Genomic DNA, 13,171 nt, shown 5'->3' on the forward strand with positions numbered 1-13,171 from the left:
TGGAAAATGGGGAGATAGGGTTGGGATTTACAAATGAGTTAAAGCAGATACTTCCACCGGATCGAATAAGTGATAATGCGACGATATTAGAGCAGCACAGCACAGATGAATCTTACCATACACCAGCTTTACCAAATATGGTTGTTTTTCCGAAAACGACAACAGAAGTAAGTCGTGTCGTGAAGCTGGCTGCTAAGTTTAACGTGCCAGTAGTTTCATTTGGGCTAGGGACGAGTTTAGAAGGCAGTGTTATCCCAAACCAAGGAGGAATTATGATTGATTTTTCCTTAATGAATCAAGTCCTGGAAGTACGGCCGGCTGATTTTTTAGTTAAAGTTCAACCTGGGGTTACCAGAAAACAATTGGAAAAAGAGTTAAAAACGTACGGATTATTTTTCTCTGTTGATCCTGGGGCAGATGCAACGCTAGGAGGAATGGCAGCGACAAATGCCAGTGGAACAACATCTGTTAAGTATGGTGTAATGCGCGATCAAGTTCGGGATTTGCAAGTAGTATTAGCAGACGGTAGTGTCATTCATACAGGGAATATGGCGGCTAAATCTTCTTCAGGATTGCATTTAAATGGATTGTTCATTGGCTCAGAAGGGACGCTTGGTTGTTTTACAGAACTTACTTTAAAAGTACACGGAATACCAGAAAAAGTAGTGGCAGGAAGAGCGGCATTTACTACGTTAGATAATGCGGTGGAGGCTGTCATTCACATTTTACAAGCTGGTATTCCCGTTGCTAGGGCGGAACTCGTAGATGCACCATCTATGAAACAAATCAATTTATTTAGTAATACGGATTATTTGGAAGTGCCGACAATTTTTATTGAATTTCACGGAAATGAGTCGGGGCTCCAAGAAGACGTTGCCTTTATAACGGAAATTTTAAAGGAACACCAATGCCAAGGTTTAGCATTTTTGGCAGATACTGCAGGTAGAAATCAATTGTGGGAAGCGCGACACCAAACTGCGTACGCTTTTTTGCATCATTATCCAGGAAAAAAGCAGATGGTAACAGATGTTTGTGTGCCCATTTCTCAATTAGCAAACGCTATTAAACATGGGAGAGATGCGGTGGAGGCTTCAGGGCTTCCAGGAGGGATCGTGGGACATGTTGGCGACGGCAATTATCATATTATAATGATGATTGATCCTCAAAATCCTGAAGATGTCGCGAAAGCAAATGTAGTAAATGAGCAAATTGTTTCCTATGCTTTATCATGTGGCGGAACATGTACTGGTGAACATGGTGTTGGGGTTGGCAAAGCAAAATATCAACTGGCAGAGCATGGAGCAGCCTTTGAAGTGATGAAAAGGATAAAAAACAGTTTAGATCCGCAGCATATTTTTAATCCTGGTAAAATATTTGCTTCAACGGATTCATTCCAGCATGGCTCTGTTAACGGGAATTCCTAAACAAGTTTTTAGATTTCCTTCCACATCGTGGTAGTGGACGCTTATAACTGTTTTGTGTTAGCAAGGGGTGAGTTTGAGATGAAGTTTAGAATAGAGTAAATGAACGTTGCAAGTGCTGGGCTCGTTAAAAGTATATATAGTTCTTACCCAACGTATGAAAGTAATGTTTTTGGGAAAAACAATACATATATCATTACACATCATACATGGCAAGCATTTTGACACGTTTGGGAGGTTATATAATGGAAAAGCAAGCGTTACATCAGCAACTAGAGTTAGCTGCACAGCAATTTACTAATGCTTATCAGCTTATACAGCAAGCTAAAACGAATGGGGACGAACAAGAATTACTGCAAGCACAAGATCAGTTGTTACAGCTGGATCACCTATTGAAAAGTACCCAAATTCAAGCAGGTGAGGACGCGTTAGATCATCCACAATTTCAACAGACCTTTGAAAAATTGCATAACGCTAGACAGGAAATTGAAGAATTCCGACAAAATCAGCCTTAAAATAAATTTATCCCCGTATATAAGGTGCTGTAAGACTCCAACTTCAGGAGTTGGATAATCTGAACGCAACAATTTTAAGTGGAAGATAACTAGCACCTAGGTGTCCTGTTTTTCATACCGTTACGGTACTAACAAGACGTGTGGGGAGAATGAACATCACTGATTGCAGATTCATTTTATAAACTGCATCTCTCTTTTATCGGGGAGATGCTTTTTTGGATATATCATTTTCGACATGATTTATCAACATAGGCTAATGTACGTTCATTGTATTATTTGTAAAGAACTGTGAAACTTGAGACAATAAGTCGTATGTACATGGTAAGTTAATTAATTCGAGGAGGTCGTTCGTATCGATGAAGAAGAAAGTGTATTTAAACCATGATGGCGGCGTTGATGACCTAGTTTCATTATTTCTACTATTGCAAATGGACGATGTAGATGTAGTAGGTGTTGGTGTCACCCCAGCAGATTGTTATTTGGAACCTGCTATGTACGCAAGTCGTAAAATCATTGACCGGTTCGGGAAAGGGAAACAGGTTGAAGTGGCAGCTTCCACATCACGTGGGAAGAATCCTTTTCCAAAGGATTGGCGGATGCATGCTTTTTATGTAGATGCGCTGCCAATATTAAATGAGCAGTTGCCGATAAAAACGAAAAAAGCGGAGTTACCGGCGGACCAGCATTTGATTCAAACGCTTCGAAATAGCGATGAACCGGTTACTTTACTTTTTGTTGGTCCATTAACGGATTTGGCGAGAGCTTTGGAAGAGGCGCCTGACATTGAGAAGCAGATTGAAAAGCTTGTTTGGATGGGGGGAACGTTTTTACCTACTGGAAATGTGGAGGAACCAGAACATGATGGAACTGCTGAATGGAATGCCTTTTGGGACCCTGAAGCTGCAAAAAAAGTTTGGGATAGCCAAATGACCATTGATTTGGTTGCATTAGAGAGTACAAATCAAGTACCGTTAACGGTTGATGTTCGTAATAGGTGGGCGCAAGAAAGAGCGGATATAGGAATTGACTTCTTAGGGCAATGCTATGCAGTGGTACCGCCGCTTGTCCATTTCCAGACGAATTCAACGTATTTTTTATGGGATGTACTTACAACCACAACGATAGGAAAAGCAGAGTTAGTAAAGAAGAAAACAGTGCGGTGTATCGTTCACCCAGATGGTAAGAGTCAAGGTAGAACGGAACTACATAAAGAGGGACGTGAAGTAAACCTCGTTTATGAAGTAGAGCGCGACATGTTTTTTACGTACATGACAGAGTTAGCTAGACAGCAACATAATGACTAAAAAGGCAGCTTGTGCTGGAATATTGACAGAATTTATCGTTTATGGTATTAAAACATATGAGTTTAAGTAGAGGAGAGGATTATATGGCAAAAAAGCAGTTTAAAGCAGAATCGAAACGTTTACTAGAATTAATGATTAATTCAATTTATTCCCAACGTGAAGTATTTTTACGAGAGCTGATATCCAATGCAAGTGATGCGATGGATAAAATGTATTACCGCAGCTTAACAGACGAAAATTTAACCTTTAACCAAGAAGATTATTTTATTAAAATTATCCCTAATAAAGAGGAACGTACGTTGCAAGTCATTGATACAGGTATCGGTATGACAAAAGAAGAATTAGAAACAAACTTGGGCACGATAGCTAAAAGCGGGTCATTTGCATTTAAAAATGATACCGAGCTAAAAGATGGTCATGATATTATCGGGCAATTCGGTGTCGGTTTTTATGCTGCATTTATGGTGGCAGATAAAGTAACGGTTATTAGTAAATCTGTGGATAGCGATCAGGCTTATCAATGGGAGTCCACTGGAACAGACGGTTACATTATTACCCCTGTTGATAAAGAACGTATAGGAACTGAAATTACACTAAAAATTAAAGAAAACACAGAAGAAGATTCGTTTGATGCCTTTTTAGACGAGTACCAATTGCAGGAAATCATTAAAAAGTATTCTGATTTTATTCGTTATCCGATTAAAATGGATATTACGAAAAGCAAGCCGAAAGATGATGAAAGTGAAGAATACGTAGATTATGTAGAAGAAGAAACCATTAATAGCATGGTACCAATCTGGAAAAAGAATAAAAGTGAATTAACCGAAGAGGATTACGTTAAATTTTATCAGGAAAAACGGTATGGGTTTGATAAACCGTTAAAATCCATGCATATTAATGTAGATGGTACAGTGCGTTATAATGCTATTTTATTTATTCCGGAAAATGCCCCATTTGATTATTATTCAAAGGAATTTGAAAAAGGCCTTGAACTTTATTCCAATGGCGTATTAATCATGAATAAATGTGCTGATTTGCTGCCAGATTATTTTAGCTTTGTTAAAGGAATGGTAGATTCAGAGGATTTATCCTTAAATATTTCTCGAGAAATGTTACAGCACGACAGACAGCTAAAAGTCATCGCCAAAAATATGACTAAGAAAATTAAAACGCAGCTACTGCACCTATTACGAGATGATCGTGAAAAATATGAAACATTTTACCATGCATTTGGCAGACAACTGAAGTTTGGTGCGTATAATGACTTCGGTGCCAATAAAGATACATTGCAGGATCTGCTTATGTTTTATTCCTCAAAGGAAAAGAAACTAGTTACTTTAGACGAATATGTACAACGTATGCCAGAAGATCAGGCTTATATTTATTATGCTGCAGGCGAATCCATTGATCGTATCGAGAAGTTACCGCAAACGGAAATGGTAGCAGATAAAGGGTATGAAATTTTATATTTCACGGAAGAAGTGGATGAATTTGCTATTAAGATGATGCGGGACTATAAAGAAAAAGAATTCAAGTCTGTTTCCAGTGGTGATCTCGGCTTAGAGGATGAATCAAATGATGAAGCAGATGAAAAGAGTCAGGAAGAGAATAAAGCACTATTTGCTACGATGAAGGAGCATTTGGGAGATAAAATTAAAGATGTCCGGGCTTCCAAACGATTAAAATCACATCCTGTTTGTTTGACAGCAGACGGTGATATTTCTTTGGAAATGGAGAAAGTGTTAAACGCAATGCCGAATAATCAGCAAATAAAAGCGGATAAAGTCTTAGAAATTAATGTGAACCATGAAGTATTTCAAGCATTAAAAGAGGCGCATCATCATGATAAGGAAAAATTAAAGCTATACACGAACCTATTATATAATCAGGCGCTGTTAATTGAAGGCATGCCTGTAAATGATCCAGTTGCCTTTACCAACGATATTTGTAAAGTGATGGTTTAAATTAAAAGAGCACGAATAATAGAAAACCAGACGTTTTTCTCCCAATAAAGGAAACTGCGTCTGGTTTATTTTTCTATAGATAAGAAAGTTATAAAATAATGAGGTGTTTGGGGATAAGGAAATAACCGAATAGCCACGTCCGGCTTCATCGCCCAGCAACTAGGCGACTTCACGAAAGCGCCCTACGATAAGTCATCATTGGTTCGTGCCTCACCATGATTCCTCAAACTTTAGTTGTTTCGCTCCAGTCGCTACGTTGCTAAACGGGCGCTCTGCGCCTTTGTTCACGTAATTTTTTGCTCGTCTTTAGAATTGCACTGTTTGCTTAGTCCTAATCACTTGTGGGGGATATATAAATCTTAATCGCTACGATAAATGATTGGAATCTATTTCCCATTCCATTGCCGATGATAATTTGAGTTCTATAAAATAAGTGCATTTATTGTTTCACGGCATATGCTTTGCTAACCTTTTCTACCCAATTAAATGGATCTGCTTCTTTACCGTATTGAATATTAGTTAGAGTCGTATATAATGATTTAGCTAGCTTACCAGTTTTAGAATCGTTAATAATTAAATCCTTGCCTTCCCAGCTCAGTTGACCGATGGGAGAAATAACCGCTGCTGTTCCTGTACCAAAAGCCTCTTCTAAATTACCGTCTATATATGCCTGATATACATCTTCCATGGATATTCTTTCTTCAATAACAGGAATATCCCAGTGTTGTAACAATTGTATAACGGAATTCCGCGTAACGCCTTCCAAAATACTTCCATTTAGTGCAGGAGTATAGACTTTTCCGTTTATTTTAAAGAACACATTCATGCTACCGACTTCTTCAATATATTTCTTTTCCACCCCATCAAGCCAGAGCACTTGTGCAAATCCTTTTTGGGCGCAAATTTCCTGTGCTTTGAGACTTGATGCATAATTTCCCCCAGTTTTTGCTTCGCCGGTTCCACCTTTTACAGCCCGAACGTATTGGTTTTCTACCGCAATTTTCACCGGGTTAATTCCTTCTTTATAATAAGCACCAACAGGTGATAAAATAATCACGAACTTGTACTGATGCGAAGGCGCTACACCAATATAGGGTTCTGTAGAAATAATGAATGGACGGATATAAAGGGAAGTTCCTTCAGCAACCGGGATCCACTCTTTATCCAAATAGATTAGCTGCTTTAAAGCTTCCAATATAAAGGTTTCATCAACCGCTGGAATGCATAAACGGTCATTGGATTTATTCAACCGTTGTAAATTCTTTTCTGGGCGAAATAATTGGATTTCTCCTTCTGGCGTTTGATATGCTTTTAACCCTTCAAAAACAGATTGGCCATAGTGAAAAATCATTGCTGATGGATCAATGCTTAAAGGCTGGTATGGAATAATACGGGCATCATGCCAACCTAGAGGCTCTGAATAATCCATGACAAACATATGGTCGGTAAATACTCTTCCGAATTCTAGTTGATCTGTATGAGGCTTTTCTTTCTTTACTGCAGAACGATTTATTTTAACTGTCCATTCTTCCATGATACTATCCCCTTAGCTGTAAAAATTTTAATAACTATATTAGTCTATATTTTCAATAAAATCAACCCTAAATAGTCAGTTTTTCTATTTTTCTTAAACTGTTGTATACTTTAAATTAATATATGCTGAAAAAAAGGGGATGTATGGATGCTTAAAGCAATCATTTTTGATTTGGACGATACACTTTTATGGGATAAAAAAAGTGTTGCTGAATCATTTAAAGCAGTTTGTCATATGGCCAAAGAAATTCATCCCGAACTAGACCCAGAACATTTGGAGCGAAATGTTAGAAAGGAGGCGTGTGCCTTATATGCATCTTTTCCAACGTACTCGTTTACACAAATGATTGGTATTAATCCGTTTGAAGGACTTTGGGGAGAGTTTCAAGATGAAGGGAAAGAATTTGAGAAATTAAAAGAGATTGCTCCATTTTATCGACATGCAGCTTGGGAAAAAGGCTTGGAGAAGTCCGGTATTCGGGATGAGGCGTTGGCTGCAGAATTGGCGGATGCATTTCCGCAGCTTAGAAAGCAAAAACCATTCGTGTTTAGGGATACATTCGCTGTATTAGATGCTTTACGTGCCAATTATAAACTGGCGCTATTAACGAATGGTTCACCAGATTTACAGCAAACAAAATTAGATATGACGCCACAATTAGAACCTTATTTTGACGAAATTGTCGTCTCCGGGGCATTTGGCAGAGGGAAACCAGATCCTACCATTTTTCAACATATGCTTGCGAAATTGGGCGTGGATAAAACCGAAACAGTCATGATAGGAGATAATTTAAATACAGATATATTAGGCGCTTCCCATATCGAGATGGCCTCGATTTGGATTAATAGGCAGAAGAAGGAGAGTAATGGATTACCTACTTTTGAAGTAGAAAACTTATCACAGGTGACCGATGTGGTGAATGCACAGCTAAAGGAAGCTTAATCTTTAATGCATAAGAGCGTAGCTGCTAACTGCTTGCTTCATCCGGTTACAAAATGAGTGAAAAGGGGTAGAAAGTTCGAACCTTGAAGGAGCTTGTTTGAAAAGAGGAGAAGTCTACTCGAACTATGATTATGACATGCTCGCAAAAGAAAAGCAGTATACTTAAATCACAGCACGATATGCTCAGGAAAAGGCGGTATATTTGAACTATGGCATGACATGCTACGGAAAGTAGTAGTATGCAAGAGTATTTTCAACGAGATAAAAAAGCTGAAAATCCGCTGATCCAAACGGTTTTCAGCTGTATATTAACCCACATAAAGGTGCTGTAAGAGTCCCAATCCAAGAATTAAAGATTGCCATATTGCCATACTCTAACAAGTCTACGCGGGATAACAGCACCGAAAGGGGATTTAGGCCAAGTCATACCCAAGTAGTACTAACAATCCAGCGGGGAATGAAAACACCCCCCACTGATGGAGGATTTACTATATTTAGAGAGAAAGCTAAGTCCTGTATCTGTTGACAAGGGGCGATTGTAGAGATTTCAGCAACATTCGCCAACACACTACTTCTTTTTGTTCCCATCAGCGCCAAACACTTTTCAATACTTTACGTATGTAACCGAATAGGTGTTATTCGTTTGATAGATAGAATTTCCATGGTAGCCTAGTTGCAATAACTGTTGCTGTCTTGCAATATCATTCATGTTAACTTCTTGTTTATCAGTATATGATTCTAAGTTTTTAGTTGCACGGAGGTCACGAAATAAAATATATCGTAGTTTACCATTGTATTTTTCTTTTAAAGCATGAATTTTCATATCTAAAGCAAGTTTGTCTTTTAAGCTAGCAATATTAAATGGAGCAACCGTCGTGGCTACATATTGAAATGATTGTTGGTCAATTTGCGAGAATAATAATTTTCCCATATAAGTTTGCAGGCGGTTGCCTCTGAAATCTGGATGGACATTTGATATTTCAGAGTAAAGCATTTTCTGACGCTGTAATTCGTTTAGTCCGAGATCGATCCCTAAGTGTTCCGTGTCATTCTTTTCTGGAATCAGCATAGCTCGAAAGGCAATTAACCGATCATCTACAAACACTCCGATCATAGACCCCTTTCCACTTAAAATATACTCGTACTCTTGAACCGTTAGTGGTTGAAGAAAATCAGCTACTTCCAATGATTTTCGTACTATATTTTGTAAATGTAAAATCTCAAAAATATCTTGCTTGTTTAAGAAGCGAACATAAAAGGGTTGCTCCTTTGAGGGTAGTTTTCCTGTTGCGATAATTGATGTATTCATGCAGTCACCTACTTTGTATAATCGGTTAATTTTTGTAATATATTCATCATTCCTTGAGGCTCTAACTGTGCTCCGTTATTTAAAGTAATACACAGTGTAACAAATTACTCTCCTTGTGTTATTATGTTACCGTGTAACCTGTTATAAGGCTCTGTAAGCCCCGCCCTTAAGAATAGGATAATCTGTACTGCCACAAGTCTAAGTGGGATATAACAGCACCTAAATGTCCTGTTTCGTAAGCGACCTTTAGGCCGTACCGTTATGGTACAAACAAGCCGTGGGGATCCATGAAACCTACTGATTGAAGATTCACTTTATTTTAACCGCTAACCTCTTTTGCCTTTTCGGTATGCAATGGGAGAGATGGTTTTTCTATTTTAGTAATGGTGAATCCAGTATAGGCATAAATAAGCGCAACAATTGGAACAGTGAAATTTAAAATAGCATAAGGTGCATAGTTAAATGCGTGTACTCCCAATGTTGAGTAAATAAACACCCCACATGTATTCCAAGGAATAAAGACAGAAGTTAATGTTCCTCCATCTTCTAAAGAACGTGATAAATTTTTTGAATGTAAACCTTTCTTTTTATATACGGTAGCGAACATTCTGGATGGAACTACGATAGAGATATACTGTTCTGAGCAGGTTGCATTTGTTAAGAAGGCTGCTCCTAATGTAGAAGCAATCAAATTTCCAGTGGATTTTACTACCTTTAATAGTTGATCCATCATCGCTTTTAGCATTCCAGAATACTCCATAATACCACCAAATGTCATTGCAACGATAGTCATCGATACGGTATACATCATAGACATTAACCCACCGCGATTAAATAATTCGGAAACCATTTCATTGTTCGTATCAATCGTATAACCATTTTGCAACACTTGCAGGGCGTAGGATGAAGCATCTCCTTGGATAAATATTTGTGAGAAAAAACCCATGATAATCCCAGTTGCTATGGCTGGGACAGCAGGTACTTTGAGCATAACGAGCACAATGACAAGCAATGGGATTAGCAACAGATATGGCGATATGACAAAATTTGTCTGCATATCAGCAATCGTTTGGGCAATCCTTTCGTTTTCAATCGTATCTTTTCCAAAATCTTTCCCTATGTATGCAAAAACAAGCAAAGCAATGATCAAGCTCGGGACTGTTGTATACAGCATATGTTTAATATGAACGAATAAATCTGTATTTGTCAAACCAGAGGCGAGATTCGTAGTATCTGATAACGGGGACATCTTATCTCCAAAATAAGACCCTGAAATGACCGCACCTGCAACCATAGGCGCTGGTATGCCCATACTCATGCCTATTCCCATCCCAGCAACACCAATCGTTCCCATCGTTGCCCAGGAGCTTCCAACCGTTAATGCAACAACACCACAAATAATTGTAATCGTTACCAAAAACATAGACGGTGATATAATTTTCAAGCCGTAATAGATCATTGTAGCCACAATACCGCCTCCAATCCATGCGCCAATGGTTAAGCCGACAAGCATAATAATAATGATAGCAGGAAGTGCTAATCGTATACCCCGAAACATCATTTCCTCTATTTGTTTCCAAGTATATCCTTGCTTCCAAGCTACAAGTGCAGCTGTTCCTGTGCCTATAATAAGCGGTATGTGCGGCTCTCCCTGGAAAACGACAATTGTTAACACCATGGCAACAATCATAACGACTAGAGTTATTAGTGCCCACCAAACGCTAATTTCTTTTTTAGGAATATCAGTCATGAAGAAGACTCCTTTCCAAATGATGCTTATTTTTAAAAACGATAAAATTCATTTTAATTAGAAATCGGGAAATTGTCAATTTAATAAAAATATGATGAATAGTGGGGTGGATAATAAACAAGAAATATAGAAGTGAGCAGGGTAGAACACTGAGGTGCTATGGAATAGAGTTAAATGGAACCTAGCTTCGTTAAACAGTAGCAAAAGAGGGATAATTAAAGCAGCTGATTAAAAAAAACGAACCATAAATCGCCAATTTTGAATACGCAAGTTTTAGCGTGGTCATGCGGGAACAGCGGAGCTAAAGGTTCTAAAGGAAAGCAATTTTTATTTTCCAATGAAGCTGAGGAGACTTGCGGAAATGAAATATTTGCCATAGCGGTGATATAATTTTTTTTTGGAACAAAGGCGCAAGCGCCCGTTTAGCAACGTAGCAACTGGAACGAAGCACCTAAAGTTTTAGGAATCATGGTGAGGATACGAACCAATGATGACTTATCGTAGGGCGATTCGTGAAGTTGCCTAGTTGCTGGGCGATGGAGCCGGACGTGGCTAATCCGTTTTATCGATATCCAAAAGTAACAAGTTTTATGCTTTCTTATACTATAAACCAAAAAAACCTTATACTTTCCTATAGTGCAAATAAGCCGAACAATTATAAAAAGATAGTTCGGCTTTTGCTATATAGTATGTGCTTATGTCCGGCTATTTAAATAAGCCTTTTAAAGATCTATAGAAATGGCATCATGAATTTCTTCTAGCTGCTTCAAAGCTTCCAGCGCATCCTTTTCAATATGCCGGTCCACAGTCATCACCATAATGGCGTTGCCTCCAATATCTGCACGATCTACCTGCATAGTTGCAATATTAATATGCTTTGTAGCTAAGAGGCTACCCATTTTACCGATAACACCAGGTTGGTCTTGATGATGAATAACTAAAAGATGCCCTTTTGGTGTTACATCAACGCTATAATGGTCTACTTTAACAATTCTTGGCCCTAACCCGTTAAGCAATGTTCCAGCTACACTTCTCTTTTTGGACTTGGTAACTATTTCGACTCGAATTAAATTCGTAAAGCCTTGTGTTGAAGAAGTTTTGCTTTCATGAATGGTTACGCCTCTTTTTTCCGCAAGATAAAGTGCATTTACATCATTTACATGGTCTCCCAAGTGGCGAGTTAACAGCCCTTTTACCGCATTTCGCGTAATTGGACCAATCTTTGTTTTAGCCACATCTCCAGAATAGTAAAGATTTATCTGTTCAACGGGCTCATCTGCTAAAAGTATAAGAAACTGACCAAGTTTTTCCGCTAAGAGGAAATAGGGCTCAATTTCACTTAAAGCTTCTCTAGGGATAGAAGGCAGATTGACTGGATTCCGAACTGCTTCCCCATGCATATAGCGGATTACATCTTCACTCACATCAATAGCGACACTTTCCTGTGCTTCAATCGTACTTGCACCTAAGTGAGGGGTAGCAATTACTTCAGGTAACTCTAATAGTTGGTGCTCATAAAATGGCTCTTCTTCAAACACGTCGAGAGCAGCTCCAGCTACTTTTTTAGCTTGGATTGCTTCATACAGTGCTTCCTCATCAATAATTCCGCCTCGAGCGCAATTAATAATCTGAACACCATCTTTCATCGCTTCGAAAGCCTGTTTGTTTAAAAGATGTCGTGTTTCTTTTAATAATGGTGTATGAATGGTAATAAAATCAGCATGCTGATACACGTCTTCTAGGTTCCCTTTTTTAATTCCTAATTTATTTGCCTGATCTTCACTTAAAAACGGATCGTAAGCTATAATGTTCATACGCTGCCCCCTTGCTCGATAAGCAACTTCTGCGCCGATTCGACCAAGGCCGATAATACCTAATGTCTTATTTTTTAGTTCGATGCCAATATATTTTTTTCGGTTCCACTGTCTGTTTTTGAGAGACAGATAAGCTTGTGGAATTTTTCTAGACAGAGCCATCATCATTGCCATTGTGTGTTCAGCAGCGGAATTTGTATTTCCGTTCGGTGCATTGACCACAATGATTCCATGCTCTGTAGCAGCATCTAAATCGATATTATCGACACCTACACCAGCTCTACCAACGATTTTTAAATTCGATGCTTTCGTAATAAGATCACGGGTTACCTGTGTTTGACTTCGTACTAATAGTGCATCGTAATCGGAGATTCGTTCAAGCAGTTCTTGATTTGTCCATTCTGTCCCAAAATCAAGATGAATTTCGTCTGATTCCAGTAATGGTGTAATTCCTTCTTCACTCAAAGGATCTGCTATTAATACTCTAAATCCCATCTCTCTTCCTCCCAATAGAATTCGTTTTACAATAGATGTACTTTATTAACCCAATTAAAAAGATTGCTAACTTCCAAGATATGATTACATCTTAGAAGAAATAAGTAACTCTATAAAAATGTT

At 38.4% G+C, this 13,171-nt stretch carries 9 protein-coding genes; 5 read left to right on the forward strand and 4 right to left on the reverse strand.

Going from position 1 to position 13,171, the window contains the following annotated elements; translation table 11 throughout:
• The first annotated feature begins 20 nt into the window (after nucleotides 1-20).
• From D1839_RS10290 to htpG, 4 genes are all read left to right on the forward strand, one after another.
• Nucleotides 21-1,424, forward strand: coding sequence for an FAD-binding oxidoreductase (locus D1839_RS10290; protein WP_286164777.1), 1,404 nt, complete (start codon nucleotides 21-23; stop codon nucleotides 1,422-1,424).
• Between the two features lie 242 nt (nucleotides 1,425-1,666).
• Nucleotides 1,667-1,936: a hypothetical protein gene (locus D1839_RS10295; protein ID WP_120379818.1), complete on the forward strand. Its 270-nt coding sequence runs from the start codon at nucleotides 1,667-1,669 to the stop codon at nucleotides 1,934-1,936.
• Nucleotides 1,937-2,292: 356 nt separating this feature from the next.
• Complete coding sequence (locus D1839_RS10300) at nucleotides 2,293-3,240, forward strand: nucleoside hydrolase (RefSeq protein WP_120379819.1); 948 nt, start codon at nucleotides 2,293-2,295, stop codon at nucleotides 3,238-3,240.
• Between the two features lie 83 nt (nucleotides 3,241-3,323).
• Nucleotides 3,324-5,204: a molecular chaperone HtpG gene (htpG, locus tag D1839_RS10305; RefSeq protein WP_120379820.1), complete on the forward strand. Its 1,881-nt coding sequence runs from the start codon at nucleotides 3,324-3,326 to the stop codon at nucleotides 5,202-5,204.
• 439 nt (nucleotides 5,205-5,643) lie between these two features.
• Here the strand turns inward: htpG and D1839_RS10310 are convergent, their stop codons facing one another.
• Nucleotides 5,644-6,738: a branched-chain amino acid aminotransferase gene (locus D1839_RS10310; RefSeq protein ID WP_120379821.1), complete on the reverse strand. Its 1,095-nt coding sequence runs from the start codon at nucleotides 6,736-6,738 to the stop codon at nucleotides 5,644-5,646.
• Nucleotides 6,739-6,885: 147 nt separating this feature from the next.
• Here D1839_RS10310 and D1839_RS10315 point away from each other — a divergent pair, with 147 nt between their 5' ends.
• The gene (locus D1839_RS10315) at nucleotides 6,886-7,680 is read left to right on the forward strand and encodes an HAD family hydrolase (protein WP_120379822.1); all 795 of its coding nucleotides are present in this window, start codon (nucleotides 6,886-6,888) and stop codon (nucleotides 7,678-7,680) included.
• A 604-nt stretch (nucleotides 7,681-8,284) separates the two neighbouring features.
• Here the strand turns inward: D1839_RS10315 and D1839_RS10320 are convergent.
• The 3 genes from D1839_RS10320 to serA form a co-directional block, all read right to left on the reverse strand.
• Nucleotides 8,285-8,989, reverse strand: a complete 705-nt coding sequence (locus D1839_RS10320) for a GNAT family N-acetyltransferase (RefSeq protein WP_120379823.1) — start codon at nucleotides 8,987-8,989, stop codon at nucleotides 8,285-8,287.
• 319 nt (nucleotides 8,990-9,308) lie between these two features.
• Complete coding sequence (nhaC, locus tag D1839_RS10325) at nucleotides 9,309-10,739, reverse strand: Na+/H+ antiporter NhaC (protein WP_120379824.1); 1,431 nt, start codon at nucleotides 10,737-10,739, stop codon at nucleotides 9,309-9,311.
• Nucleotides 10,740-11,461: 722 nt separating this feature from the next.
• Entirely contained in the window at nucleotides 11,462-13,048 is a 1,587-nt protein-coding gene (serA, locus tag D1839_RS10330; RefSeq protein ID WP_120379825.1) for a phosphoglycerate dehydrogenase, read from the reverse strand.
• Nucleotides 13,049-13,171: the final 123 nt, after the last annotated feature.

This window comes from Roseburia sp. 1XD42-34 (assembly GCF_009917385.1).
Lineage (GTDB): Bacteria > Bacillota > Bacilli > Bacillales > Amphibacillaceae > Virgibacillus.